Below are 26,336 nucleotides of genomic sequence, written 5' to 3'. Positions count from 1 at the left end.
GGCCGGGGGTCAGCACTCCGGCGTCAGGACGACCTGACCGGCCCACGTGAAACCCCCGCCGAACCCGAACAGCAGGGCGGGGACGCCGCCGGGGATCTTCCCGCCGTGCCACCACTTCGACAGCCCGAGCGGGATGCTCGCGGCGGACGTGTTGCCGGACTCGGTGATGTCCGTGACGACGATCTTGTCCGTGAGGCCCAGGCTCTTCGCGAGGGGCTCGATGATGCGCAGGTTGGCCTGGTGCGCGACCAGCACCTCGATGTCCTCGGGCTGCAGCCCCGACCGGTCCAGGATGCGCCGCGCCCGTTCCGCGGCCTGCGAGATCGCCCACTTGAACACGGTGGCGCCGTCCTGGGAGAACCGGTCCACGGGTGCTTCGATGCGCACCGACTCCGCGATCTCGGGCTCGGAGCCCCACACCACGGGGCCCACGCCCGGCTCGTCCGCGCCCTGCAGCACGACGGCGCCGGCGCCGTCGGCGGTGAGGATGCAGGTGCTGCGGTCCGCCCAGTCGGTCACGGCGGTGAGCTTCTCGGCGCCGACGACGACGGCGGTGCGGGCGGAGCCGGCACGGATCGCCTGGTCGGCGAGCCCCACGCCGTAGGCGAAGCCCGAGCACGCCGTGTTGATGTCGATGATCCCCGGGCCCACGACTCCGCGCAGCGACTCCGGCGCCGCCTTGCCGCTGCCCCCGCGCACGGGGACGTGGCCGGTGCGCAGGGCGTAGGCGACGCGGCCGGCCGTGTTCGGGCTCGAGTCGCGGGCGGTGGTCGTGGCGACGATGACGAGGTCGACGTCCTCGCCGGGCACCTGCGCGTCCGCGAGCGCGTGCTGCGCGGCCGCGGCGGCCATGTCGGCGACGGTGACGTCGACGGCGGCGACGTGTCGCGTGACGATGCCGGTGCGGGACCGGATCCACTCGTCGTTGGTGTCGACGAGCTTGGCGATGTCGTCGTTGGTGAGGATCTTCTCCGGCTGGTGGTGGCCGAGCCCGAGGAGGCGCGTGCCTGCGGAGCCGGTGACGGTGCGCAGCGAGGGCATGGTCCGATCATCCCGGACAGGAGGCTCAGGCCCAAACCTCGCGGTCCGACCCGTACCCCGGCAGCACGTTCGGGTGTACAGATCGGGCTTGGCGAGCGGGCTCTCGCCGAGTGCAACGCCCCGAGCACCGAGTGCGACAACGCGTTCGCCGGGTGCGACGTTCGGCTCAGGATCCCCGCGCCGAACATGCGGACAGCACCATGGTCGGCGGGTGGCTCGGCCGCCCCCGAACCAGCCCGGCGGAAAGGAGCGCGGGGAGCGCGAGCAGAGCCGCGACCGCGGCGTCGGGGGTACCGGCGCTCCCGACGAACGCGGTCCAGGCGGCGAGAGCGAGAGGACGCCGCCGCCGGAGCGCTGCGCTGCCTCGGAACGGGCGAGCCCCGCGAGCGTGGGTCCCCACCGGCACGGGATCTTCTGCGTGCCGTCGCTCGCGGCCTGCCGGGTGCCATGTCCGGTCGCGGGGTCGACCCCGAGCTCGTGCAGCTTGGCAACTTCTACGTCGACGGCGGGTTCCGGCACGGCGTCGAGCTGCTCTCGCGGCCCGACCGCCACACGGCCGTGTTCGGTCGCTCGACCGCGCGACCGAGTCGTCGTGCGGGAGGCCACATCCCCGCTGCGCTGAGCCGCCGTCGCCCGATCGTGACGTGACTCGGGTGGGTGGGCCGGGAGCGGTCCTCCGCCCCGACGCCCGCGGCGACGCTCCGTTCGCCGACGGTGACCGGTCCGCGCGGGTGGCGCTGAGCAGGCAGTACGCTCGCGTCGAACAGTCAGCACCGTCATCGGGAGGCGTGGTGTCCGGCACCGCCAGTACGCCCGAGCCCTCGCGCGCGAGCTCGCCCGCGCCCGGGAACATGCGCCCGGTGCACGACGGCGCGGACCCTGCTGATGAGGCCCGACGACGCACGGAGGGGCGCATCCGTGGCTGGCTGTCATGGACCTTCTGGACGGCCGGGCTCGCTGTCCTCGTCCTCGTCCTCCTCCCGCGGTTCGGCTGGATCTGGGCCGCGATCGTCTTCGCGCTCTGGCTCGCGGTGGATCAGATGCTGGACCGCCTGCTCTGGACGCGCACCGGGAGGCGCGCCGCAGCGTGGTGGCTCGCCCGTCAGAACCGGAGGAACCCCTGGTGACCGCGTCCGTCGCTCTTGTCGGCTTCCGGGGGTACGGCGCGACGTACCTCCCGCGCCTCGCGGCGCTCGAGGCCGCTGGGACGGCCCGGCTCGTCGCCGTCGTCGACACGGCACCGCCGCGCGCCTCCGACCCCGATGCCGTCCACGCCGTGCCCTGGTTCGCCTCGCTCGACGAGCTGCTGGAGCGCGAGGTGCCCGACGTCGTCGTGGTCTGCACCCCGATCCCGACGCACGTCCCGCTCGCGACCCAGGCCCTCCGAGCGGGCGCGGACGTCCTCGTGGAGAAGCCGACGGCGGCCTCGCTCGCCGAGCACGCGGAGCTCGTGGCGGTCGCCCGTGACACGGGTCGGCTGTGCCAGGTGGGCTTCCAGACGTTCGGGTCGGGCGCGCTCGCGGCGGTCCGCGAGGCGGTCGCGGGCGGTGAGATCGGGGAGCTCGTCGGGGCGGGCGCGGTGGGCGCCTGGACACGCACCGACGGGTACTGGGCCCGGTCGGCCTGGGCCGGACGCCGGACGCTCGACGGGCGCGACGTCGTCGACGGCGTCGTGACCAACCCTCTCGCGCACGCCGTCGCGACGACGCTGCACGTCGTGGGCGCAACCCGCACCGAGGACGTCACCGACGTGGTCACGGACCTGTACCACGCGAACCCGATCGAGGCGGACGACACGTCGTCCGTCCGGGTGACCACCGCGACGGGCCTGCCCGTGGGCTTCGGCTTCACGCTGTGCGCACCCGAGCAGGAGCTCGCACGCGTCCTCCTGCGCGGGACGGACGGCGAGATCACGCTCCGCTACGAGCGCGACGAGGCCGTGGTGTCCGGGCCGGGCGGGGAGCGGACGATCCGCGGCGACCGGAGCGACCTCCTGACCGACCTGCTCGGGGCGCGCCAGGACGGCCACCGCCTGCTGTGCGACGTCTCCGACACGGGCGCCTTCATGCGCGTGCTCGAGGCGGTCCGCACCGCCCCCGAGCCGCGCGTCGTCGGCGCCGACCACGTGACCTGGGTGGGCGCGGGCGACGAGCGCCACCCCGTCGTGCACGACGTCGCCGCGTGGTGCGAGCGCGTCGCCCGCGAGCAGCGCACGTTCACCGAGCTCGGCGCGCCCTGGGCGACCCGGCCCTGACCCGCACGGACGCCGCGCGGGCCGGGTCGTCGGCGCTACCTTCGACCCATGAGCGATGGCATCCGCATGAGCCGCGAGCAGCTCGAGAACGAGCTCGCCGCCCTCCGCGAGGTGGGCTGGACCCCCGACCGCGTCAAGGCGGGGAGCCTGCACGTCGACGAGGTCAGCGGCGCGTACCAGTTCGACGAGGCGACGGACGGCGAGCAGACCTACGCCGACCTCGCCAAGGACGCCGGCGTCCCCTCTGATCCTCGCGAAGTAGACCGGCCGCCGTACGACCTCGCGAAGGGCGGGCGCTACTCGGCGAGGTTGTCGCTGATCGCGTCGAGCGCGAGCGCCTTCGCGCGCACGGCCGACTCCCCCAGGCGCGCGGTGACCGCGGCCACCAGGCCCTCGACGAGGATCGCCTGCGGCAGCCGGGACGCGAGGGTGATCTCGTCCCGGAACGTGAGGTCCGGCATGGTGACCACGAGGTTGGTGCCTGCGAGCTGCGTGAGCGGGCTCCGGGCGAACGCGGTCACCGCGATCACGGTCGCCCCCGCGGCGACGGCCGCGTCCGCGGAGCGCAGGCTCGCGGCGTTGGAGCCCGAGCCCGAGATGACGAGCAGCACGTCCTCGGGCGCGAGGAGGCGCGCGGTGATCTGCTGGTTGATGACGTCGAACGGCGCCTCGGCCGGCCGACCCGCACCGGTCAGGCGGGCGGCGGCGTCGAGCGCGAGCGGCCCCGACAGCCCGTTCCCGACGACGACGACGCGCCGCGCGGTCGCGATCGCCTCGACGGCCCGCGCCACCTCGTCCCCGTCGAGCAGCGCGACCATCCCGACGACGCCAGCCGCGACCTGTCGGAACGTGTCCTCGACGATTCCCGACGGCGTGCGGGCCGACCCGCTGCCCGCAGCGGCCGGACGGGCGCCGGGCGTGCCGTCGTCGGCCGTGGGCGAGCCCGTCCGCGTGGCCGACCCGGTGCCGTCGTGCGCGGTCGCGGCGACCGCGGCGTCGCGCGCGAGGAGCACGCGGAGCTGCTGGTAGCCCGAGAAGCCGAGGCTCTGGCAGGTCCGGACGACGGTCGCGCGCGACGCGCCCGCGAGCTCCGCGACCTGCTGCGAGCTGAGCTCGACGATCTCGGCGGACCGGGCGAGGAGCACCTGCGCGACGGCCTGCTCGGTGGGCAGGAGCGACGGCAGCAGCGAGCGGATGGTCGCGATGACCTCGCCCGGTCGCGACGGCGTCACGACGTCGCCCCGGGACCCGCGGCGGCGGCGATCCGCGCGACCTCGTCGGGTCCGAGGTCGAAGAGCTCGGTGCCGTCGGCGACGTCGGACGCGTGCGGGACGGGCACGAACACCACGGTCACCTCGCCGTCGTCGCGGACGTCGACGACTGCGAAGCCGGACCCGACGTCCGCGCGCTCGTGCCCGCACGGCGCGAGCGGGTCCGACGAGTTCGCGACGCCGGGCGCGACGACCACCGGGACGCGACCGGCCGTCGTCGCGAGCGCGTGGTGGTAGTGCCCGGCGAGCACGACGCTCACCACGCCGGACGCCTCGCAGGCCTCGAGGAGCGGGCCCGGGTCCTGCAGCTCGAGCGCCGCGAGGAGCGCCGAGCGCGCCGGGACGGGCGGGTGGTGCAGCACCCCGACGGTCCGGCGGATCGGCACGTGGGTCGTGTCCTCGGGCCACGTGTCGCGATCCGGGTCCTCGAGCCCGGCGAGGGCCCGGCGCAGCCGCTCGAGCTGGGCCGGGTCGAGCCGCCCGTACCCGGCGCCGGGGACGGAGGTGTCGACGGTGACGATCCGGAAGCCCCGGACGAGCACCGTGCGCTCGCGCTCCCCCAGCACCTCCTCGAACCCGGCGGCGAGGTCGTGGTTCCCCATGGCCGGCACGACGACGGCGCCACGCTCGGCCGCCCAGGGTTCGACGAGCTCGAGGAGGGTTCGGTACGAGGCGGGTGTGCCGTCGTCGGACAGGTCGCCCGACAGCACGACGGCGTCCACGTCGGTGACGGTCGACGCGCGCTCGAGCACGGAGCGCAGCGCGGCCGCGGTGTCGACGACGCCGTAGTGGCGGGTCCCGTCGCCGAGCAGGTGGGTGTCGGAGACGTGGAGGATCCGCAGGGGGCGCACGTCGGTCACCCTACGGTCCCCGACCTGCTGTCGTCCTCGAGGATGCTGGGTGAAGCCTCGAGCCGGGCCGCGCGGGCCGACCTGCGGCGCAGCGCCGTCACGACGGGCACCTCCCAGCGCCCGGTGATGATGCGGTGCCGCACCGTCCCGGAGATCTGGTCGATGAGCATCGTGACGACCACGACGACGATCATGAGGATGCCGACGACGTCCCACACGCGGAACTGGATGTTGTCGATGAGCATCTTGCCGATGCCGCCGGCGCCGATGAGGCCGAGGATCGCGGACGCGCGCACGGAGATCTCGAACCGGTAGAGCCAGAACGCGAGGACCTCGGGCGCGGCGTTCGGCCACACACCCCACCGCATGACCTGGGCGCGCGACGCCCCGGCCGCGGTCGCGGCCTCCGTCGCGCCGCCGTCGACGGCCTCGAACGCCTCGTAGCCCCACTTGCCGAGCGTGCCGACGGACCCGATCGCGATGGCGAGCGCGCCGGTGAACGCGGTCAGGCCGGTCACGGAGAGCATGAGGACCGCGATGACGACCTCGGGGACCGCACGGAGCAGCGCGAACACGGCCCGCAGCGGCCAGCGCACGGCGACGGGCGCGAGGCCGCGCGTCGCGAGCAGGCTGAGCGGGAACGAGATCACGACGCCGAGCGCCGTGCCGAACCAGGCCATCGCGACCGACAGCATGGTCGCGGACAGCGCGTCGGGGAGCTTCGACCACGCGGGCGGCAGGAACATCAGCCCGAGGTAGTGCCAGAGCTTGCCCGGCATGTCCCACAGGGCGCCCCACGAGATGTCGACGCCCCAGAACGCGGCGACGACGACGGCCACCACGACCAGCCAGAGCGCCTTGCGCGTGACGTTCGCGGGCTTGCGGGGCCGGTCCTGCGTCGTCGCGCGGCCGGGGGCCACGAGGGTCGGGGCGGCGCTCACCGGACGAGCCTCTTCCGGACGGCCGAGCTGAGGAGCTCGAGCAGGAGGACCAGCACGAGGATCTCGAGGATCACGAGCGACAGGTAGTGGTACTGGTAGAACGTCCGCACCCGGTCGATGAGCATGCCGAGGCCACCGGCCCCGACGAGGCCGATCACGGTCGACGCGCGGATGTTGAGCTCGAGCACGTAGATGGTCTGCGAGACGTACTGCGGCGCGACCTCGGGGAGCATCGCGGCGCGGTCGGCCTGGAGCCACGTGGCGCCGGACGCGAGCGCGGCCTCCTGCCCGCCGCGGTCCACGCCGTCGAGCGCCTCGGAGATCAGCTTGACCATGATCCCGAGGTTGAACAGGAACAGGGACAGCACGCCGGACAGCGCGCCCGTGCCGACGACCGTCACGAAGATCGACGCGTAGAGCAGGTCGGGGATCGACCGGACGACGTTCATCACGGTCCGCACGAACCCGAGCAGCGGGCCGTTCGGGTTGGTCGCGCGCGAGGCGAGGAACGACAGCGGCAGCGAGACCGCGCACCCGACGGCCGTGCCGATCACGGCCATCTGGATGGTCTCGAGCAGCGGCTGGAGCGTCTCGCCGAAGAACGAGTAGTCGGGCTGGAAGAGCTGGACGAGGGTGTTCTGGGCGTTGCTGAAGTTGTGCGCGATGACCGCGAGGTCGACGTCGACCGCGACCCACGACCACGCCGTGATCGCGACGAGGACCGCGAGCACGACGACGCGCGCGGGCCAGCGGCGGGGCCTGCTCGGCCGTGCGCCCGCTCCGGGCAGCCGCGCGGCCGAGGCGCCGGGCGCCGCGACGGCGCTCACTCGAGCACCGCCGGCGGGGCGTCGAGCACGTCCTCCGCGGTGAGCGAGCGGCCGTAGATCTCCTCGAGCGTCGACTCGTCGGCGTCGGCGGCCGGGCCGTCGTAGACGACCTCGCCCGCGCGCAGTCCGATCATCCGCTGCCCGTAGCGGCGGGCCAGGTCGAGGAAGTGCAGGTTCACGACGACCGTGATCCCGAGGTCGGCGTTGATGCGCTGCAGGTCCCGCATGACCACGTGCGAGGTGGGCGGGTCGAGCGACGCGACGGGCTCGTCCGCGAGGATCACGCGGGGCTGCTGGGCGAGCGTGCGCGCGATCGCGACCCGCTGCTGCTGCCCGCCCGAGAGCTCGGACGCGTTCGAGTACGCCTTCTGGACGATCTCGACCCGCTCGAGCGCCTGCATGGCGAGCTCGACGTCGTCGGCGCGCCACGCGCCCAGGAGGCTGCGCCATGTCGGCGTGTGGTGCAGGCGGCCGACGAGCACGTTGTTGAGGACCGTCGTCCGGCGCGCGAGGTTGAAGCTCTGGAAGACCATCCCGACCTCGCTGCGCAGCCGGCGCTGGGCCGCGCCACGCAGGGCGGAGAGGCGGTAGGTCGCCCCGGCCGCCGCGCCGTCGGCCGGGCCGCCGTCGGAGACGTCACCCACGGTGATCTCGCCCGACGTGATCGGGACCAGCCCGTTGATGGTCCGCACGAGCGTGGACTTGCCCGCGCCCGAGAGCCCGACGACCGCGACCATCTCCCCCGGCTCGATGGTCAGCGACACGTCGCGCAGGCCCTGGTAGCCGTTCGGGTACGTGACGTTCACGTGCTCGAAGCGGATGCCCGCGCCGGTCCGGGTCCGCAAGCCGGCACCCTCGAACTGCTCCCCGCTCATGGGGTCTTCCTTCCTGAAAGCCGTTCCGGGCCGCGCGGCCCGGCACCGGCCGGGCCGGGCGACGTCGGCGACTTGTGGTCGCCGCACCGCCCGGACCCGGTCCGGCTGTGTCAGCCGAGGCCGATCGACGCGGCCGCCTGCTGAGTCTCGCTCAGCGCGGCCGGGTCGGCGTCGACGAGACCGGTGATCTGGTAGATCGCCGTCAGAGCCTTCACGCCCTCGGGCGTGGAGGCGTAGTCCTTCATCGCGTCCGCGATCTTGGTCTGCCACGTCTTGCTCAGGCCGGCCGAGATCGACACCCCGTCGTTGGGGATCTCGTCGGTCAGCGCGAACACGACGACCTTGCTGCCGACGTCGGGGGTGTCGCCCTCGACGACGCTGCGCGCGTCCCAGTAGCTCGTCCCGACCTCGGCGTCACCGTTGTAGACGGCCAGGACGCTCGCGTCGTTCGCGGTCACCTGGACGACCTTGACGTCCTTGTCGACGTCGATGCCGGCCTTCTTCATGGCGGCCACCGGGAAGATGTAGCCGGCCGGCGACGCGGCCTGGAGCAGCGAGACGGTCGCGCCCTTGATCTTGGGCAGCGAGTCGAGACCCGCGGGGCCCGTCCCGGACTCGGTCCCGTTGCAGTACAGCATCCCGTTCTCGCCCTTGACGGGGGTGTCGGAGCAGTACTTGTCGGGGTTGTTCGTCATGAACTGCGCCGCGTAGGTGGACTTGCCGTTGCGCTGCGTCTGCAGCGCGGGGACGGCCCCGTACTTGTCGCAGGCCTGGCTCATCTGCAGGCTCGGCAGCATGCCGATCTGGGCCTGGTTCGAGCCGATCGCCTCGACCGCGGCCTGGTAGTCCTGCGTGATGACGCCCTTGACGGGGATACCGAGGCGCGACGTCAGCGCCTCCTCGAGCGGCTTGACCGTCTCGACGAGCTTCTTCGCGTCGCCCGACGGGACCAGCGCGAGGGTGAGGCCGGTCGGGTCCTTGGCGCCGTCGTCGGACTTGCCGGTGCAGGGCGCGGACGCGCCCGTGGTCCCGGAGCCCGAGCCGCCGCCCGACGACGCGTCCTCCTGGGACGCGCCGCAGCCGGCGAGGACGAGGGACGTGGCGAGCGCCGCGGCGCCGACGAGCCCCGCGAGTCGTGCACGTGCGATGTTCATGGCGTTCCCGTTCTGTTCTGTCCCGCCGGGGTGACGGGGGTTGCTGTTCGGGTGGGTCAGGCGGCGGTGAGCTCGTGGACGACGGGCGCGTGGCGGGCGACGAACCCGGCCGGGTCGGCCGCCCACTCCCGGATCGCCGGGTAGAGCTCCTCGAAGGTCCGGGCGGCCGCGTGCGCGGGCCCGGGGCGGTGACCGAAACGGTCGATGAGCGCGGTCGCACAGCCGGCGGCGAGCGGGGGCTCGACGTCGTTGCGCCACACGTCGCCGACGGCGAGCACGGCCTCGGTGGGCCGGCCGGCGAGGTACGCGGGGAGGATGCGGTCCCAGCCCGCGGGCTTGGCTGCCTCGGTGACGACGTCGTCGAGCACGTCCGCGAGGCCGAGCCTCGCGAGGGTCTCGTGGACGCCGCGCGCGGGGGCGTTGGTGACGAGGACCCGCTCCACGTGCGGGCCGAGCTCGTCGAGCAGGGCGACGAGGCCGTCCGGGGCCGCGACCTCGAGGCCCGACATCGCGAGCGCCTCGCGCGACGCGGTGTACGCGGCGTCGAGCTGGGCGGGGGTCGCGTGGCGGGCGGCGAGCGCGGCGACGGCGGCGTACCCGTCGACGGGCGGCTCCTCGCCGGAAACGTCGGAGACCGCCGCGACGGCGGCGGAGTCGAGATACGCCTCGAGCCCCTGGCGCAGGTCGTCGGAGAAGGATTGTCCCGCGGCACTGTGGGCGTCGTTCGTGGCGGCGTCGGTGGTGGCGGCGTCGAGGACAGCGGTCACGACGGCGTCCGCGTAGGCGCGGACAGGGCCGTCGCCGACGCAGACGGTGCCGTCGAAGTCGAGCAGGAGCACGGCGGGGCGGTTCACGCCAGCGATGCTAGACCCCTCGTGGACGTTCCGTTCACGAAATCTGCTTCCATGGAACAACTGTTCACGGATCGTTAACTCCGCTGAGACAATGCGACGGTGAGCGAGCCCGCCCTCTTCCCCTGCCCGACGGCGCCCGCGTGCCGGCCCGCCGCGTCGTCCTGCTCACGGGGGCCTCGGGCTCGGGAAAGACGTCGCTCACCCGTCGGCTCGGGCTGCCCGTCGTCGCGCTCGACGACTTCTACCTCGACCTCGACCACCCCGACCTGCCCCACCGCTTCGGCATCGTCGACTGGGACGACCCCGCGAGCTGGGACGGCGCCGCCGCCCTCGCGGCCCTCGAGCGGCTCTGCCGCGACGGCCACACCGAGGTCCCCGTCTACGACATCTCCACGTCGCGGCGCACCGGCACGACGCAGCTCGACGCCTCCGGAGCGCCGCTGGTCGTCGCGGAGGGCATCTTCGCCGCCGAGCTCGTCGAGGCCTGCCGGACCGAGGGGATCCTCGCGGACGCCATCTGCCTGCGCCGACCGCGCGTCGTCACCGCCTGGTACCGGCTGCTGCGCGACCTCGGCGAGATGCGCAAGCCGCCCGTCACGCTGCTGCGCCGCGGATGGGCGCTCCTGCGCGCCGAGCCCGCCCTCGTCCAGAGGTGGGTCGCCCTCGGGTGCCGGCCCATGAGCCCCGCCGAGGCCGAGCGCGCGATCCGCGCCCTCCTCCCCACCCGGTAGCCACGCGGCGCCGCCGGCACCGTCGAGCGTTGACGCAGCCGTCACGGGCCCGTCATCCAGCGGCAACCGGGCGCCCGCATGCTCACCGCATGACGACGAGACCCGTGCGGGTGCTGTCCGTGTACGAAGGGTTCTTCAGCGGTGGGCGCGCGCGCTGCACACGAGCGTGGTGACCGGCCTGCACGCCGGCGGGACGCAGTCCCATCGCGTCCTCGCGATCCATCGCGAGGTGCAGCGCGAGAGCCTGCGCCAGCGCATGGTCGACGACCCCCGCTACCAGGCGCTGCGTCGTGCCGGGGTGCCGGTGTCGTCGCTGGGCCGCGGCTGGGACGACCCCGCGAACCGGCCCTTCGACACGGCCGAGCTCGCCCGCGCCGCCCGGCTCGCCGCGACGTCCGACGTGATCCTCACGCTCAAGGAGCAGCCGCTCCGGCTCGTCGCCACGGACGCGTTCGGGGACGCGCCGGTCGTGGCGTGCCTGCACCGGTCGGACCCCGAGCACTCGGGACGCGGGCTCGCGGACCTGCTGGAGGCTGCGTCGTCGGGCCGGCTCGCGGCGGCCGTGTGCTGTGCCTACGCGACGCGCGACGCGTACGCGGCAGCGGGCGTGCCCGAGCACCTGCTCACGGTGGTCCCGAACGGAGTCGACCTGCTGCGGTTCCGGCCGGCGGGGCGCGGGCGACGTGCGACGCTGCGGGTCCGCACCGGGATCCCGGTGGACGCGTCCGTCGTCGTGCTCGCGGCCCGGTACGACACGATGAAGGACGTCCCGCTGTTCCTCGCGGCCGCGCGCGTGCACCTCGCCGCCGACGACGGCGCCCACGTCGTCGCGTGCGGCGCCGGGATGAGCCTCGCGAACCCAGGGCTCGCGGACGACGTCGCGCGGGCGTTCGGCGACCGGCCCGACCTCCTCGACCGGCTCCACCTGCTCGGGGTGCGCCACGACGTGCCGTCGGTGCTCGCGATCGCCGACGTCGTGGCGCTCACGTCGTCGTTCGGCGAGGCGGCGCCGCTGTGCCTCATCGAGGGCGCGATGTGCGGGGCGGTGCCCGTCGCGACCGACGTGGGCGACAGCGCCCGGATCGTCGAGGGGATCGGCCTCGTCGTCGCGCGCGACCCGGAGGCGGTCGCCGCCGGGTGGGCCGAGGGGTCGCCCGGCGCGACGAGCTGACGCCCGCGCTCCAGCGCAGCCGGTCCCGGTTCAGCCGCACGAGGATGGTCGCGTCGTACGCGGGCGTCGTCGAGCGGGTGGCGTGGGCCGGGGCGCCCGCCGCGGTCGCCGGGTCGACAAGGAGCGCCTAGCGTGCCCTCATGACGAGCGGACGCCGCCCGACCATGCCGCCGGGCGAGCTCGCGCTCCGGGCGCTCTGGGCCCTGGCGGGTGTGGCCGTGCTGGCCGTGGGGTCGGCGGTGCTGCTCAGCGCCGACGTCGGGGTCGACCCGTTCACCGCCTCGAACTCGCACCTCGGTCTCTACCAGCTCCTCGTGAACGCGGTGCTGCTCGTGGTGGTCGTGATCGTGCTCTTCACCGCGGGCGCGTCGGCGTACATGACCGCCGGGATCGGGACGGCGCCCTACGACGCGATCGCCCCGATCGTCGTCGACCGGACCGGGGCACTGTACCGCGTGGTGCGCGTCGCGCAGGACCTGCTGTTCGTGGGTCTCGCGATCGTGCTCGGAGGCCCGGTAGGGGTCGGGACCGTGATGACCGCGTTCTTCGCCGGTCCCCTGATCGACTTCTTCACGCGGGAGGTCAACACGCCGCTGCTCCACCGTCTCCTGCCGGACCCGCGGGAGCCCGCGGCGTCGACGTGAGCCGGCCGCGGGTCGAATCGTTGCGAGCGGACCCCGTGCAGGTGCGATGATCGGCCCATGACTGCGACGAAGCGCATCCTGTTCCTCGGCGGCAGCGGCGTGATCTCCGCGGCGACCGTGCAGCGCGCGGTCGAGGCGGGGCACCACGTGACCGTCCTCAACCGCGGCACCACGACCCTGCGCCCCCTGCCCGACGACGTCCGCCGCCTCACCGGCGACCTGCGCGACCCCGCGTCGCTCGACGCCGCGCTCGGTGGCGAGGAGTTCGACGTCGTCGCGCAGTTCATGGCGTTCACGACCGAGCACGTCGCCGCGGATGTCGAGCGGTTCGACGGGCGGGTCGGCCAGTACGTGTTCATCAGCTCGGCGTCGGCGTACCAGAAGCCGCCGTCGCGCCTGCCCGTGACGGAGTCGACGCCGCTGCGCAACCCGTTCTGGCAGTACTCGCGCGACAAGGCGGCCTGCGAGGACCTACTCGTCGCCGCCTACCGCGACCGCGGCTTCCCGGCCACGATCATCCGGCCCTCGCACACCTACGACCGCACCATCCTCCCCACGACGGGCGGCTGGACCGACGTCGCCCGCATGCGGGCCGGCAAGCCCGTCGTCGTGCACGGGGACGGCACGAGCCTGTGGACGCTCACGCACGCGAAGGACGTCGCCGTCGGGCTCGAGGGGCTGCTCGGCCACCCCGCCGCGACCGGCGAGGCGTTCACGCTGACCGGCGACCACACGCCCACCTGGGACCAGGTGTACACGTGGCTCGGGCAGGCGGCCGGCGTCGAGCCGGAGCTCGTGCACGTCGCGTCCGAGACGATCGCCCTCGCCGCCCCCGAGCACGGCCCTGGGCTGCTGGGCGACAAGGCGCACTCGATGGTCTTCGACAACGCGAAGGTCCGCGCGCTCGTCCCGGAGTTCCGGACCACCACGACCTACGACGAGGGCGCCGTCGAGCAGATCGCCTGGTTCGACGCGCACCCGCACTACCAGGACGTGGATCCCGCGTTCGACGCGCTCTCCGACCGCCTGGTCGCCCACGCCCGCGCGATCTGACCGCGAAGTAGTCAGTGGGCGGGGCGGTGCGGGGCCACGGCCTCGTAGGTGCGGCGGAGGGCGTCCGCGGACGTGTCGAAGCTCTTCTGCACGACGCGCACGAACAGGATGTCGACGATCGCGAGCTGCGCCGTCCGGCTCACCATGGCGCCGGCCCGGAACAGGCTCTCGCGGACCTGCGTGGTGAGGACGACGTCGGCGTGCCGGTCGACGGACGTCCCGGTGCCGTTGGTGACGGCGACGGTCGTGGCGCCCGCGGCTCGGGCGGCGGCGAGCACGTCGAGGGTCTCGTGCGTCGCCCCGGAGTGCGTGAACCCGATCGCGACGTCGCCCGGCTCGAGGAGCGCGACCTGCGCGAGCGTCTGGTGCACGTCGGACGAGCAGCCGACGGCGAACCGGACGCGCGACAGCTTCTGGAACAGGTCCTGCGCCGCGAGCCCCGACGCCCCGGCGCCGTAGAGCTCGACGCGCCTCGCGCCGAGAAGCGCCTCGACGACCCGGTCGACGGCCGCTACGTCGAGCTGGTCCCCGAGCGCGCGCAGCGCCTGGACCTCCTGGAACACCACCTTGGCCACGGTCTCGGCCGTGGTGTCGGTGGGGTCGATCTCGGCGTCGTCGATGTGGAAGTGGTCGCGCGCGGCGCCCTCGCGCGACAGCGCCTCGACGACCGCCAGCCGGAAGTCCCGGTACCCCCGGTACCCGAGCGTCTGGCAGTAGCGGGCGACCGTCGCCTGCGACGCGCCCGACTCGCGCGCGATCTCGGTGATGGTCGACGCCGCGACGATCTCGGGGTTGCCCGCGACGAGCTGCGCGACCCGGGCCTCGGCCGCGCGCGGCGCCTCGAGCGAGCGCCGGATCTCGAGCAGGACGTCGGTCACGCGGTCGCCTCGAGCGCGTCGCGCAGGCGGCCGCCGTGCGCCGCGAGCAGGTCCAGCGCCTGCTGACCTGTCAGGTCCTTCATGGAGACCAGGATGGCAGCCTTGACCGCCCCGTCGGTGGCACGCAGCGCGGCACGCGCCGTGTCTTCGTCCACTCCGGTGACCAGCATGACCGTCCGCTCCCCCGGGCGCGGAGCTTCTCGTTGGACGTCTGCAGGTCCACCATGTGCCCGGCGTAGGTCTTGCCGAGCCGGATCATCGTCACGGTCGAGATCGCGTTGAGCACGAGCTTCTGCGCGGTGCCCGCCTTGAGGCGGGTCGACCCGGCCACGACCTCGGGCCCGACGACGACCTCGATCCCCACGTCCGCGAGCGCCGCGACGGGCGTCCCGCTGTTGCAGGCGACGGCCACGGTCCCCGCCCCGAGGGTCCGGGCGTGCGTGAGCCCGCCGACGACGTACGGCGTGCGCCCGGACGCGGTGATCCCGACGACGACGTCGTCCGGGCCCAGGTGGGCGGCCTCGAGGTCGGCGGCGCCCAGGGCGGCGTCGTCCTCGGCGCCCTCGATCGAGCTGACCAGGGCGGACGGCCCGCCCGCGATGATCCCGACGACGCGGCTCGGGTCGAGGCCGAACGTCGGGGGATCTCGCTCGCGTCGAGCACGCCGAGCCGCCCGGGCGTGCCGGCGCCGAGGTAGATGAGGCGGCCGCCGCGCTGCATCCGGTCGGCGACGAGGTCCACCGCGCGCGCGATGTCGTCGGCGCGGGCGAGGACGGCGTCGGCGACCTGGCGGCCGTCGTCGAGCATGACCCGGACGGCGTCCCGGGTGGGCAGGACGTCCAGGTCGGCGAACTCCGCGGCGGCGTGCTCGGTCGTGAGGCCCTCCAGCTCGGTGCGCAGGCGGGCGATGCGGTCAGACCGGGTCACGGCGGCTCACCGTCCTCTCGTAGGGGGTCGTGGGGTCGGTCGCGAGGAGCAGCGCGCCCCGGAGGGCGGGCTCGAGGCGTGCGTCGTCGGGCGGGGCGGGGTCGACCGCGCGGTCCGGCCCGAGCGCGTCCCGCAGCGCCGACGCGTACGGCTCGCTGGTCGCGATCCCGCCGAGGAGCGCGTAGGGCGCTGCGGCGTGGGCGCACACGTCGGCGACGACGCGGACGGCGTCGTCGACGACCGTCCGGGCGACCTGGTCGCCGTCGCGTGCGGCGGCCAGCACGTCGGGCGCGAACGACGCGAGGGTGCGGGCGGGTGCATCGGCCCCGGCGACGAGGCCCGGGAGCGCCGCGGGCTCGCCGCCCCACAGGCGCGCCCGCTCCGTCAGCACGGTCGGGTCGCCGCGGCCCTCGGCCGCCCGGAGCACTGCGCGCAGGCCGGCGCGGCCGAGCCACGCGCCGCTGCCGTCGTCACCGAGCCAGGGCCCCCAGCCGTCGAGCGTCCGGAGCGTCCCGGCGTCGTCGAGCGCGACGAGCACGGTGCCGGTGCCCACCGCCACGACGGTCCCCGCACGGCCGCCGAAGACGCCGGCGTGCGCGACCGTCGCGTCGGACGTGACGGCGACGCGTGTCCCGCAGGCCGCGGCGAGCTCGGCCGCGAGCCGGCCGGCGGCGTCGGGGGCCGCGAGCGCACCTGCGGCCCCGACGCCGAGCGCCTCCGGAGTGCCGGCGCCCGCCGCCCCCAGCGCGGCGAGCACCGACTCCAGGGCGCGGGCGACGCCGTCCGGCGACGCGAGCCCCGGCGCGCCGGGAGCCTCGCCCGCGCGTACGTCGTCGCCGTCGCGCGCCACGACCCGGCACGTCGTCTTGCCGAGGTCGACCCCGACGACGCGGGTCACGACGCCACCCCCGCACCGCTCGTCACGGTGAGGCCGGCGACGTCGTCGATTCCCTCGGCCAGCGCGTCCCGGAACGCGGCCCCTCCGAACGCCCAGCCCGCGAGGTGCCCGGCGACCCGCGGCTGCCCGGAGGTGCGCGTCGGGAGGTCGAGCGGGAGCCGGCGTGCGGACAGGTACCCGAGGACGGCGAACATCACGGCCTCGCGCGCGTCGGGGTCGATCCCGTGGGCCGCGCTGGACTCGAGCCGTACCGTGCCGGTGCCGAGTTCCCGGTCGAACGCCGAGCGCAGCGCCGCGACGAGCGCGGGGTTCCGCATGCCGCCGCCCGACCCGATCACGAGCCCCGGCGCCCCCACACGGGCGGTGGCGAGGCCGGCGACGCCCCCGGCGACGGAGCGCGCGGTCAGCTCGACGAGCGTCGCGCACTGGTCCTCGAGCCCGACCTGCCGGCCCTCGGCGCGCACCCGGTCCAGCGCGGCGTCGACGACGGCGAGCGAGAAGGTCTCCCGGCCCGTCGTCGTCGGCGGACGGTGGAGGTAGGGGTGGTCGAGCAGCGCGGCGAGCAGCGTCTCGTCGACGCGCCCGGCCCTCGCCAGGGCGCCGTCGGCGTCGTAGGGGCGACCCGTCGCCCGCCGGACGACGCCGTCGAGCAGCCCGTTGCCCGGCCCGGTGTCGAACGCGTCGACACCGTCCGGCCGCACGCGCTGGACGTTCGCGATCCCGCCGAGGTTGAGCGTCGCGACGCCGCCGGGCCCGGCGGCGGCGGCGAGGTCCCGCAGCCAGAGCCGGTCGAACGCGGCGATGAGCGGGGCCCCCGCTCCCCGGCCGCGACGTCCGCGACGCGCACGTCGAACAGCACGGGCGTGGTCAGCGCCTCGGCCAGCCACGCGGGCTGCCCCACCTGGAGCGTGCCCCAGGTGCGGCCGTCCTCGACCCCGTGGAAGACCGTCTGGCCGGGCGAGACCACGAGGTCCACGGGTCCGGCCCCGGCGACGACCGCGCGGCCCGCGGCGGCGAGCGCCTGCCCGACCGTCGTCTCGAGCCGGCACCAGCCGGCCGGGTCGACCGGGCCGCCCTCGACGGCGTCGAGCACGACCTCGCGCGCCGCGGGCTCCCACGGCACGGTCCGCACGTCCACGACGCGCACGTCCAGCGCGGGGCGACGCCGCTCCCCGACGCCGCGACCTCGACGATCGCCGCGTCGATCCCGTCGGCGGACGTCCCCGACTGCAGGGCGAGCACCCTCATCGCGACGCCCCCGGGGCGGGAGCGCGGTGGGCGCGCACGGCCGCTGCGCCGTCGTCGGGCGCCGCGTCGGCCAGACCGGCGAGCACGCGGTCGAGGACGCGCACCGAGAACCGGGAGTCGGCGCCGAGCGGGACGCGCGGCACGCCCGCCCGTGCGACCGAGCCGGGCACGTGGGCGCCGGGTGCGCCGACGTCGACGACGAGCGCCAGCCGGCCCTGCTCGCGCAGCCACTGCACGGCGGCGCGCTGCTTGCGCTCGGCCAGCCGGTCGACGACGACGGCCACGCCGGTCGCACCGGGCGTCGTGTGCTGCTCGAGCGCGGGCACCACCGGGTGTGCGCGCGAGGCGACGGCGGCCGTCGCAGCCGCGCGCGCGTCGCGGACCGTGCCGAACGGGGCTGGGCGCGCCGGCAGCGTGCGGGCCAGGACCGCCGCGGCGACGCGGACGGCGACCTGGTCGAGATCGAGGCCGGGAGCGACCTCGCGGGAGGACCCGCGGGGTTCCGGCCCGGCGACGGCGGGCGTCGCAGCCCCCGCCGCCGTCGGGCCGCCGTTCCCGGAGACGCGCAGAGTCGCGACACGCAGCGACGCCTGCTCCAGCCGGTCGCGGTCGAGGTTGCCCTCCCGGACAGCATCGACGACGGCGCGGTGTACCGCCAGGTAGAGCGCCTCACCGTCATACGAGCCGGCAGGGCCGTCGGTGCCGTCGCCGGCGGCGGGGGCGAAGCCCGGGTTGCCGAGGCAGACGAGGTCGACGCCGGCGCGCAGCGCGCCGACCGCCCCGGCGGGGATCCCGTAGGTGGCGCGGATCGCGGCCATGTCGATGGCGTCCGTCACGACGGGGCCGTCGAAGCCCAGCGCGCGCAGCTCGCCGATCAGGGTGGGATTGACGGTCGCGGGCGCGTCTCCGGCCTCGGGCACGACGACGTGCGCCGTCATGACGGCCGCGACCCCCGCGTCGACCGCGGCGCGGAACGGGACGTCGTGGCCGGCGTCGAGCACGGCCCGCGGCACCGACGGCAGCTCGAGGTGCGAGTCCACGGTCGTGGCGCCGTGCCCGGGCCAGTGCTTCGCGCACGCCCCGACGCCGGCCGCCTGGATCCCGCGGACGGACGCCGCGACGTGCCGCGCCACCAGCTCCGGGCCGGAGCCGAACGCCCGCGGCCCGATCACGGGGTTGCGCGGGTCGGACGCGACGTCGGCGTCGGGAGCGAGGACGAGGGTTCCCCCGGCGGCCCGGACGCGTTCACCCAGCGCGCGCCCGACCGCCTCGGTGAGGACGACGTCGTCGACCAGACCGAGCTGCGCGGGCGACGGGAGGGTCGAGCCGTGCGCCGACTCGAGCCGGGTCACGACCCCGCCCTCCTCGTCGACCGCGACGACGGGCGCGTCGGCGTGCGCCCGGAGCTCCGCGCCGAGGCGGGCGGCCTGGGCCGGGTCCTCGGGGTCGAGGTTCTGCGCGAACAGCACGACCCCCGCGAGCCCACCGTCGAGCGCGCGCGCCAGCCAGGCGGGGACGCTGCGCCCCACGAACCCGGGCAGCAGGACGCTCGCCGCGAGCCGGTCCAGCTCGGGGTCGTGCGCGCCGCCACCGACGAGGCCCGGATCCCGGCTCATCCCTTGACCGCCCCCGCGACGAGCCCGGCGGACAGCCGCTTCTGGACCAGGATGAAGAACACCATGACCGGCACGGTGATGATCGTCGAGCCGGCCATGATGGCGCCCCAGTCGTTCGAGTTCTGCTGGAAGAACGACTTGAGGCCGATCGCGACCGTGTACTTGTCGGCCTCGCCGCCCAGCAGCGTCATCGCGAAGATGAACTCGTTCCAGGCGGTGATGAAGCTGAAGATGCTCGTCGCCACGAGCCCCGGCGCCACGAGCGGCAGGAGCACGGACCGGAACATCCGGGTCCAGCTCGCCCCGTCGAGGTACGCGGCCTCCTCGAGCTCGACCGGCACGGCCGCGACGAACCCGCGCAGCATCCAGATCCCGAACGGCAGCGCGAGCGACACGTAGACGATCACCAGGCCGGTGAGCGTGCCGAGGAGCTGCAGGTCGCGGATCTGCACGAACAGCGGGATCACGAGCGCCTCGAGCGGCACCATCTGCACGACGAGGATCAGCATGAGCATCTGCGTGCGGAACCTGAACCGGAACCGCGCGACCGCGACGGACGCGAGGAGCGCCACGACCCCCGAGATCACGACCGTCGCGAGCGCGACGACCACCGAGTTGCGCAGGAACGTCCCGAACCCGCCGTCCGTGAGGACGTACGAGAAGTTGTGGAACGTGAACTCGCGCGGCACGAGGGTCGCGCCGCCCTGCCCGGCGCGGTCGTCGAACGCGCTGACGAGCATCCAGTACGTGGGGAAGAGCGTGAAGGCCAGGAGCAGGACGACGAGGACGGCCTTGGTCGCCTTGACCCCGGTGGAGGTGCGCCTCACAGGTTCTTCTCCTCTCGCAGGATCGTCCGCACGTACACCGCCGTGATGACGAGCAGCAGCAGCGTGAGCAGGACGGCGATCGCGGAGCCGAAGCCGTACCGGTTCTGGCCGAACGACTCGACGTACGACCACACGCCCAGGTTGAGGACGTCACGGTTCGAGCCCGCGCCGCCCGGCATGAGGTACACCTGCGCGAAGACCTTGAAGTCCCAGATCGTCGACAGGATGATCACGACCGCGAACACCTGGCGGAGCTGCGGGAACGTGATCTGGAAGAACCGGCGGAACGCCCCCGCGCCGTCGACCTCCGCGGCCTCGTGGATCTCGCGCGGCACCCCCAGCAGGCCCGCGAGCACGGTGACGGCGACGAACGGGAAGCCGTGGTGGATCACGTTGAGCAGGACGATCGCGTAGAACGACCAGCGGTCCGTGAACCAGTTGACCGGCTGGTCGATGATCCCGAGCGACGTGAGGACCTGGTTGAAGACGCCGTGGTCGGCGTCGAAGATCCACACCCACACGTACGTGCCCGTGACCGCGGGCATCGCCCACGCCGCCATGATGGCGCCCGTGACGAACCCGCGGGTGCGCGGGCCGAGCGACTGCAGGAGGAGCGCCACGAGCGTCCCGAACACTACGGTCCCCGTGACCGACAGGACCGCGAAGCCCACCGTGTTCGGCAGGACGACGGCCCACAGGTCGCGCGAGGTGAGGATCTCCGTGAAGTTCGCGAACCCGATCCAGTTCGTGCTCCCGGAGACGATCTCGCGCAGGCCGTAGTCCTGCAGCGAGAACATCGCCATCCGCACGAGGGGCCACAGGAGCAGGACCCCGAGGATGATCAGCGCCGGCGCGAGCAGGAGCCACGGCCGGATCCGTGCGATCCCCCGGCGGCTCGGGCCGCGGGCGGCGCCCCCGCCCGGGGTCGGGTACGTCACCGCCACCGGGTCACTTCCCGTTGAGCAGCGAGGTCATCTCCTGCGCGGCCGCGGTCGTGGCGTCGTCGACGCTCGACTTGCCGGACAGGATGGACTGCATCATGACGCTCGTCGTCTTCTTCGCCTGGACCGCCCCGAAGTTCGGGGAGACGGGGACGGAGGCGCCGCCGTCGACGAACTGCTTCGCGAAGGGCGCGACCAGCGAGTCGGTGCTCTTCACCGCCTTGTCGAGGAGCGACGTCTGGCCCGGGAAGTAGCCGGAGTCGTCGGCCCACTCCTGCGCGAACTTGCCCGTCGTCATGAGCTTGATGAAGTCCCAGGCCAGGTCCTTGTCCTTGGCCGTGTTGAACATGCTCAGGTGCGAGCCGCCGAGCACGGACGGCGCGATGCCGCCGGTCTCGCCCGGGATCGGCACGGCCGCGAACTTCCCCTTCATCTCGGGGTTCTTCTCGGTGATGGCCGCCGGGGTCCACGAGCCCATGACCGCCATGCCGACGTCGCCGTTCGCGAACGCGTCGAGGACGTCGGTCTCCTTCCAGGTCGTCGCGCCCGCGGACGAGAGCTTGTCCTGCGTCGCGAGCCCCGTCCAGAACGAGATGCCCTTGCGCGCCTCGGCGCTGTCGAGGCCCGAGGTCCACTGGCCGCCGGACTGCGTGGCGACCTGGCCGCCCGCGCCCCAGACCCACGGGTAGACGGTGAACTCGGCGTCGCCGGGGACCGCGACGCCCAGCATCTTCGGGTCGGCCTTCTTGATGGCCTGCGCGTCGGCCTGGAGCTCCGCCCACGTGGTCGGCGCCTTGAGGCCCAGCTTGTCGAAAAGGTCGCTGCGGTAGACGAGCGATCGGACGCCGGCATACCAGGGCATGCCGTAGAGCTTGTCGTCGTACGTGCCCGCCTCGACGAGCCCCTTGACGAGGTCGTCGCCGAGGTTGTCCTTCTTGACGTAGTCGTCGATGGGGGCCAGCGCGCCGGCGTCGGCGAACTCCGGCGTCCAGGTGGTGCCGGTCTCGGCGACGTCGGGCGTCGTGCCGCCCGCGATCGCGGTGACGAACCGGTCGTGCGCGTCGGCCCACTCGACGTACTCGACCTTGAGGGTCGCGCCCGTCTCCTCCTTGAACGCCTTGGCGACGTCAGCGAAGAAGGGCTCCGAGTCGGGGTTGGTCCCCTTCATGATCCAGACGTCGAGCGTCTTGCCCTTGCCCGAGTCGTCGTCGCCGCTGCCCGAGCAGGCGGCCAGGGTGAGCGTCAGAACCGTCGCCGCGGCGGCGATCGGGTAGAACTTCGTTCTCCTCATGAGAGCTCCTCGTCCGTGTGGTGTTCAGCCTCGTTGCTGGGACGCCCCTCCGCGTCTGATAGCAACTCTCACGCATGAGCGTACATGTGAAAAGAGCTTTCACCTAGTGGTGACCTGATCGTGACATGCGGGACATCTGAGCCGCCGCCCGGCTCGGCGCGCGGCATGCCGAGGGGCCCCGGTCCCGCCTCCGAAGAGGCAGGGCCAGGGCCCCTCGTGTGCGGCGTCCGTCAGGCGCGTGCCCGACGACGGCGCGTCAGTCCGCGGTCGCGCTCAGCGTGCCCGTGGGCGGCAGGTCGCGCGGGTGGATGCCGGTCGGCGCGTCGAGCGCGGCGCTCGCGCCCACCGACACCGGACCCCGCTCGTGCTCCGCCTTCGGGACCCCGCGGAACGTGAACTCCCCGAGGATGCCCTCGCCGACTGCGTCGACCAGGACGACCTGGCCCGACGTGAGCTCGCCGAACAGGATCTTCTCGGACAGCGCGTCCTCGATGTCCCGCTGGATCGCACGACGCAGCGGACGCGCACCGAGCACCGGGTCGTAGCCCTTCTCGGCGAGCAGCGTCTTGGCCGCGGGCGAGAGCTCGATGGCCATGTCCTTGTCGTGCAGACGGCGGTCGAGCTTCGCGACCTCGAGGTCGACGATCGCGACGATCTCCGCCTGCGTGAGCTGCGGGAACACGATCGTGTCGTCGACACGGTTCAGGAACTCGGGACGGAAGTGCGTCTTGAGCTCCTCGTTGACCTTCGCCTTCATGCGCTCGTAGCTCGTCGTGGTGTCGTTGCCGGTGTTGAAGCCGGTCTGGACGCCCTTGGCGATGTCCCGCGTGCCGAGGTTCGTGGTCATGATGATCACGGTGTTCTTGAAGTCGACCACGCGGCCCTGCGAGTCGGTCAGGCGACCGTCCTCGAGGATCTGCAGGAGCGAGTTGAAGATGTCCGGGTGCGCCTTCTCGACCTCGTCGAACAGCACGACCGAGAACGGCTTGCGCCGCACCTTCTCGGTGAGCTGCCCGCCCTCGTCGTAGCCGACGTAGCCGGGGGCGAGCCGAACAGCCGCGAGACCGTGTGCTTCTCCGAGAACTCGGACATGTCGAGCTGGATGAGCGCGTCCTCGTCCCCGAACAGGAACTCGGCGAGCGCCTTGGCGAGCTCGGTCTTCCCGACGCCGGTGGGGCCGGCGAAGATGAACGACCCGCCCGGGCGCTTGGGGTCCTTGAGCCCGGCGCGCGTGCGGCGGATGGCCTGCGACAGCGCCTTGATGGCGATGTCCTGGCCGACGATCCGCTTGTGCAGCTCGTCCTCCATGTGGAGCAGGCGGCTGGACTCCTCCTCGGTGAGCCGGACGACGGGGATGCCCGTCGACATGGCCAGCACCTCGGCGATGAGCTCCTCGTCGACCTCGGCGATCACGTCGAGGTCACCCGACTTCCAGGCCTTCTCCTTGTCCTGGCGCTGCTGCGTGAGCTGCTTCTCAGTGTCGCGCAGGCGCGCGGCCTTCTCGAAGTCCTGCTCGTCGATCGCCGACTCCTTGTCGCGGCGCGCACCGGCGATCTCCTCGTCCAGCTCGCGCAGCTCCGGCGGGGCCGTCATGCGGCGGATGCGCAGGCGCGCGCCCGCCTCGTCAACGAGGTCGATGGCCTTGTCCGGGAGGTAGCGGTCGTTGATGTACCGGTCGGCGAGCGTGGCCGCGGCGACGAGCGCGCCGTCCGTGATGGACACGCGGTGGTGCGCCTCGTACTGGTCGCGCAGCCCGCGCAGGATCTCGATGGCGTGCGGCAGCGACGGCTCGTTGACCTGGATCGGCTGGAAGCGGCGCTCCAGGGCCGGGTCCTTCTCGACGTACTTGCGGTACTCGTCGAGCGTCGTCGCGCCGATGGTCTGCAGCTCGCCGCGCGCGAGCATCGGCTTGAGGATGCTCGCCGCGTCGATCGCGCCCTCCGCGGCGCCTGCACCGACGAGCGTGTGGATCTCGTCGATGAACAGGATGATGTCGCCGCGCGTGCGGATCTCCTTGAGGACCTTCTTCAGGCGCTCCTCGAAGTCACCGCGGTAGCGACTGCCCGCGACCAGGGCACCGAGGTCCAGCGTGTAGAGCTGCTTGTCCTTGAGGGTCTCCGGGACGTCGCCGCGCACGATGTCCTGGGCGAGGCCCTCGACGATCGCCGTCTTGCCGACGCCGGGCTCGCCGATGAGGACGGGGTTGTTCTTGGTGCGGCGGGACAGCACCTGCATGACCCGCTCGATCTCCTTCTCGCGCCCGATGACCGGGTCGAGCTTGGAGTCGCGCGCGGCCTGCGTGAGGTTGCGGCCGAACTGGTCGAGCACGGCCGAGCCGGACGGCTGGCCCTCGACGGGGCCGCCCGCGGTCGCGGGCTCCTTGCCCTGGTAGCCGGACAGGAGCTGGATGACCTGCTGGCGCACGCGGTTGAGGTCGGCGCCCATCTTGGTGAGCACCTGGGCGGCGACGCCCTCACCCTCGCGGATGAGGCCGAGCAGGATGTGCTCGGTGCCGATGTAGTTGTGGCCGAGCTGCAGCGCCTCGCGCAGCGACAGCTCGAGGACCTTCTTGGCACGCGGCGTGAACGGGATGTGACCCGTCGGGGCCTGCTGGCCCTCCCCGATGATCTCGATGACCTGGGCGCGCACGCCGTCGAGGGAGATGTCGAGCGACTCCAGCGCCTTGGCGGCGACGCCCTCTCCTCGTGGATGAGCCCGAGCAGGATGTGCTCGGTCCCGATGTAGTTGTGGTTCAGCATCCGCGCCTCTTCTTGGGCGAGGACGACCACCCGACGGGCTCGGTCGGTGAAACGTTCGAACATGTGCTGCTCCTCACGAGCGGCGTGCGCCTGCGCGCTACAGGCCTGACCGCTTCGACTCTAGTGGGGCCCAACGAGCTACACGCCGCGGATCTGCCCGTGTTCGCCACTGGCGGACTGGCCACGCGACCGGGGACCCGCGCGGCCGACGTGAGCGACCCCACCCTGCGCCGTCGTGCACGACGGCGGCCCCTGCGACAGCATGGAAGGGCCGAGCACAGGACGGGGTGAGCCGGATGGGCGGGCTGATCGTCGGGTCGACGGGTCGGCGCAGGCGGACGTCGCGGTGCAGTGGGCGCTGCGCGAGGCGGCCCGGCGCGACACCACGCTGGTGGCGGTCTACGCGTGGGTGCAGAGCTGGGACGACGGCACGCGCGGGGTCCATCCCGACGGCGCGGAGGAGGTCTTCGCCGCCAAGCAGACCTACGTCGAGTCGCTCCTCGACGCCGCGGTCCAGCGCAGCCGGGAGGCCGGTCACGTCGTGGGCGACCCGGACCGCGTGACCGCGCGCCAGGTGCCCGGCTGGCCGGCGGAGGTCCTCCTCGAGCTCGGCACGGAGCTCGACGCCCGGATGATCGTGGTCGGGCGCAGCGGGCTCGGCCGGTTCGGCCGGTTCCTGCTCGGCTCGGTGTCGAGCTCGGTGGTGCAGCACGCGCACGTGCCCGTGACGGTCGTCGCGCACGAGGGGGCGCACGTGCCCGTGACGGTCGTCGCGCACGAGGGGGCGCACGTGCCCCCGCCGGAGACCCACGGCGCCGGGCCCGAGGCCGCGGACCCCGGGACGGGTCCCGAGGACACGGCCCCGCGCGTCGTCGTCGGGGTCGACGGCTCGGACCTGTCGATCGGCGCGCTGCGTGAGGGTGCCGCCGCGGCCGAGCGGCTCGGCGGCGTGCTCGAGCCCGTGTACTGCTGGCAGCTCACGACGATCTCGCCGCTCCCCGAGGCGTGGGGCTGGATCCCGCCGGTCGAGGACTAGGACGCGTGGGCACGCACCAAGCTCCTCGACACCGTGCACGACGCGCACCTCGACCTGCCCGCGGACCGCGTGCGACCGGTCGTCGTGCACGCACCCCCAGCCCCGGGCTGCTCGGTGTCGCCGAGGGGGCGGAGCGGCTCGTCGTCGGGGCCCGCGGGCTCGGCGGGTTCGAGCGGCTCGTGCTCGGGTCGGTCAGCCGGCAGGTGCTCGAGGCCGCGCCCTGCCCGGTGACCGTCGTGCGCGGCTGA

24 protein-coding genes and 3 pseudogenes are annotated in these 26,336 nt (G+C 73.8%); 9 read left to right on the top strand and 18 right to left on the bottom strand.

All coding sequences use genetic code 11. The features are described 5' to 3' along the window. Positions 1-9 precede the first annotated feature (9 nt). Positions 10-1,041 (bottom strand): 3-oxoacyl-[acyl-carrier-protein] synthase III C-terminal domain-containing protein, encoded by a 1,032-nt coding sequence (locus QQK45_RS11580; RefSeq protein ID WP_284293383.1) that lies wholly within the window; start codon positions 1,039-1,041, stop codon positions 10-12. Between the two features lie 447 nt (positions 1,042-1,488). Between QQK45_RS11580 and QQK45_RS11575 the strand changes: the two genes are divergently transcribed. From QQK45_RS11575 to QQK45_RS11565, 3 genes are all read left to right on the top strand, one after another. Then, entirely contained in the window at positions 1,489-1,689 is a 201-nt protein-coding gene (locus QQK45_RS11575; protein ID WP_284293381.1) for a type 1 periplasmic-binding domain-containing protein, read from the top strand. Positions 1,690-1,832: 143 nt separating this feature from the next. After that, a complete protein-coding gene (locus QQK45_RS11570; protein ID WP_284293380.1) occupies positions 1,833-2,168 on the top strand; it encodes a hypothetical protein in 336 nt (111 codons plus the stop codon). After that, positions 2,165-3,295, top strand: coding sequence for a Gfo/Idh/MocA family protein (locus QQK45_RS11565; RefSeq protein ID WP_284293378.1), 1,131 nt, complete (start codon positions 2,165-2,167; stop codon positions 3,293-3,295). The genes QQK45_RS11570 and QQK45_RS11565 overlap by 4 nt, the downstream gene beginning before the upstream one ends. Before the next feature lie 296 nt (positions 3,296-3,591). Here QQK45_RS11565 and QQK45_RS11560 read toward each other — a convergent pair whose 3' ends face one another. The 7 genes from QQK45_RS11560 to QQK45_RS11530 all read right to left on the bottom strand — a co-directional run bounded on the left by QQK45_RS11560 (position 3,592) and on the right by QQK45_RS11530 (position 10,068). After that, on the bottom strand, positions 3,592-4,527 hold the full coding sequence (locus QQK45_RS11560) for a MurR/RpiR family transcriptional regulator (protein ID WP_284293377.1): 936 nt from the start codon (positions 4,525-4,527) through the stop codon (positions 3,592-3,594). After that, positions 4,524-5,426, bottom strand: coding sequence for a metallophosphoesterase (locus tag QQK45_RS11555; RefSeq protein ID WP_284293376.1), 903 nt, complete (start codon positions 5,424-5,426; stop codon positions 4,524-4,526). The genes QQK45_RS11560 and QQK45_RS11555 overlap by 4 nt, the downstream gene beginning before the upstream one ends. Further along, positions 5,423-6,358 (bottom strand): phosphonate ABC transporter, permease protein PhnE, encoded by a 936-nt coding sequence (gene phnE, locus QQK45_RS11550; RefSeq protein ID WP_284293375.1) that lies wholly within the window; start codon positions 6,356-6,358, stop codon positions 5,423-5,425. Before phnE (QQK45_RS11550) ends, QQK45_RS11555 begins: the two co-directional genes overlap by 4 nt. Beyond that, positions 6,355-7,185 (bottom strand): phosphonate ABC transporter, permease protein PhnE, encoded by an 831-nt coding sequence (gene phnE / locus QQK45_RS11545; protein ID WP_284293374.1) that lies wholly within the window; start codon positions 7,183-7,185, stop codon positions 6,355-6,357. Before phnE (QQK45_RS11545) ends, phnE (QQK45_RS11550) begins: the two co-directional genes overlap by 4 nt. After that, the gene (phnC, locus tag QQK45_RS11540; RefSeq protein ID WP_284293372.1) at positions 7,182-8,060 is read right to left on the bottom strand and encodes a phosphonate ABC transporter ATP-binding protein; all 879 of its coding nucleotides are present in this window, start codon (positions 8,058-8,060) and stop codon (positions 7,182-7,184) included. The genes phnE (QQK45_RS11545) and phnC overlap by 4 nt, the downstream gene beginning before the upstream one ends. Before the next feature lie 110 nt (positions 8,061-8,170). Beyond that, complete coding sequence (gene phnD / locus QQK45_RS11535; protein WP_284293371.1) at positions 8,171-9,214, bottom strand: phosphate/phosphite/phosphonate ABC transporter substrate-binding protein; 1,044 nt, start codon at positions 9,212-9,214, stop codon at positions 8,171-8,173. Positions 9,215-9,270: 56 nt separating this feature from the next. Continuing rightward, complete coding sequence (locus QQK45_RS11530; protein ID WP_284293370.1) at positions 9,271-10,068, bottom strand: HAD family hydrolase; 798 nt, start codon at positions 10,066-10,068, stop codon at positions 9,271-9,273. 140 nt (positions 10,069-10,208) lie between these two features. Here QQK45_RS11530 and QQK45_RS11525 point away from each other — a divergent pair, with 140 nt between their 5' ends. From QQK45_RS11525 to QQK45_RS11510, 4 genes are all read left to right on the top strand, one after another. Then, positions 10,209-10,799: a uridine kinase family protein gene (locus QQK45_RS11525; protein ID WP_284293369.1), complete on the top strand. Its 591-nt coding sequence runs from the start codon at positions 10,209-10,211 to the stop codon at positions 10,797-10,799. Positions 10,800-10,968: 169 nt separating this feature from the next. Further along, the gene (locus QQK45_RS11520) at positions 10,969-11,970 is read left to right on the top strand and encodes a glycosyltransferase (protein WP_284293368.1); all 1,002 of its coding nucleotides are present in this window, start codon (positions 10,969-10,971) and stop codon (positions 11,968-11,970) included. A gap of 140 nt (positions 11,971-12,110) precedes the next feature. Then, positions 12,111-12,614, top strand: a complete 504-nt coding sequence (locus QQK45_RS11515; RefSeq protein WP_284293367.1) for a DUF6198 family protein — start codon at positions 12,111-12,113, stop codon at positions 12,612-12,614. 57 nt (positions 12,615-12,671) lie between these two features. Then, the gene (locus QQK45_RS11510) at positions 12,672-13,667 is read left to right on the top strand and encodes an SDR family oxidoreductase (protein WP_284293366.1); all 996 of its coding nucleotides are present in this window, start codon (positions 12,672-12,674) and stop codon (positions 13,665-13,667) included. A gap of 11 nt (positions 13,668-13,678) precedes the next feature. Here the strand turns inward: QQK45_RS11510 and QQK45_RS11505 are convergent, their stop codons facing one another. The 10 genes and pseudogenes from QQK45_RS11505 to QQK45_RS11460 form a co-directional block, all read right to left on the bottom strand. Further along, complete coding sequence (locus tag QQK45_RS11505; protein ID WP_284293365.1) at positions 13,679-14,545, bottom strand: MurR/RpiR family transcriptional regulator; 867 nt, start codon at positions 14,543-14,545, stop codon at positions 13,679-13,681. After that, positions 14,542-14,715: a hypothetical protein gene (locus QQK45_RS11500; protein ID WP_284293364.1), complete on the bottom strand. Its 174-nt coding sequence runs from the start codon at positions 14,713-14,715 to the stop codon at positions 14,542-14,544. Before QQK45_RS11500 ends, QQK45_RS11505 begins: the two co-directional genes overlap by 4 nt. Positions 14,716-14,786: 71 nt before the next feature. Then, a pseudogene (locus QQK45_RS11495) lies at positions 14,787-15,146 on the bottom strand (N-acetylmuramic acid 6-phosphate etherase); the annotation flags it as partial. Between the two features lie 312 nt (positions 15,147-15,458). After that, positions 15,459-16,370, bottom strand: a complete 912-nt coding sequence (locus tag QQK45_RS11490; RefSeq protein ID WP_284293363.1) for an N-acetylglucosamine kinase — start codon at positions 16,368-16,370, stop codon at positions 15,459-15,461. After that, a pseudogene (locus QQK45_RS11485) lies at positions 16,367-17,463 on the bottom strand (anhydro-N-acetylmuramic acid kinase). Before QQK45_RS11485 ends, QQK45_RS11490 begins: the two are co-directional and overlap by 4 nt. Positions 17,464-17,614: 151 nt before the next feature. Continuing rightward, the gene (locus QQK45_RS11480; RefSeq protein WP_284293361.1) at positions 17,615-19,234 is read right to left on the bottom strand and encodes a glycoside hydrolase family 3 N-terminal domain-containing protein; all 1,620 of its coding nucleotides are present in this window, start codon (positions 19,232-19,234) and stop codon (positions 17,615-17,617) included. Further along, entirely contained in the window at positions 19,231-20,061 is an 831-nt protein-coding gene (locus tag QQK45_RS11475; protein WP_284293360.1) for a carbohydrate ABC transporter permease, read from the bottom strand. The genes QQK45_RS11480 and QQK45_RS11475 overlap by 4 nt, the downstream gene beginning before the upstream one ends. Beyond that, complete coding sequence (locus tag QQK45_RS11470; protein WP_284293359.1) at positions 20,058-20,999, bottom strand: carbohydrate ABC transporter permease; 942 nt, start codon at positions 20,997-20,999, stop codon at positions 20,058-20,060. Before QQK45_RS11470 ends, QQK45_RS11475 begins: the two co-directional genes overlap by 4 nt. 10 nt (positions 21,000-21,009) lie before the next feature. Beyond that, positions 21,010-22,293 (bottom strand): sugar ABC transporter substrate-binding protein, encoded by a 1,284-nt coding sequence (locus QQK45_RS11465; protein WP_284293358.1) that lies wholly within the window; start codon positions 22,291-22,293, stop codon positions 21,010-21,012. A gap of 256 nt (positions 22,294-22,549) precedes the next feature. After that, a pseudogene (locus QQK45_RS11460) lies at positions 22,550-25,115 on the bottom strand (ATP-dependent Clp protease ATP-binding subunit). Between the two features lie 199 nt (positions 25,116-25,314). On the opposite strand from QQK45_RS11460, the gene QQK45_RS11455 reads away from it, so the two are divergent. Continuing rightward, positions 25,315-26,088: a universal stress protein gene (locus tag QQK45_RS11455; protein WP_431310262.1), complete on the top strand. Its 774-nt coding sequence runs from the start codon at positions 25,315-25,317 to the stop codon at positions 26,086-26,088. Then, positions 26,019-26,336 (top strand): universal stress protein, encoded by a 318-nt coding sequence (locus tag QQK45_RS11450; protein ID WP_348525356.1) that lies wholly within the window; start codon positions 26,019-26,021, stop codon positions 26,334-26,336. The genes QQK45_RS11455 and QQK45_RS11450 overlap by 70 nt, the downstream gene beginning before the upstream one ends.

The organism is Luteimicrobium album, from assembly GCF_030161555.1.
Taxonomy (GTDB): Bacteria; Actinomycetota; Actinomycetes; order Actinomycetales; family Cellulomonadaceae; genus Luteimicrobium; species Luteimicrobium album.
The sequence above is the reverse complement of the archived record's forward strand: the minus strand, read 5'-3'. Positions and strand labels throughout refer to the sequence as shown.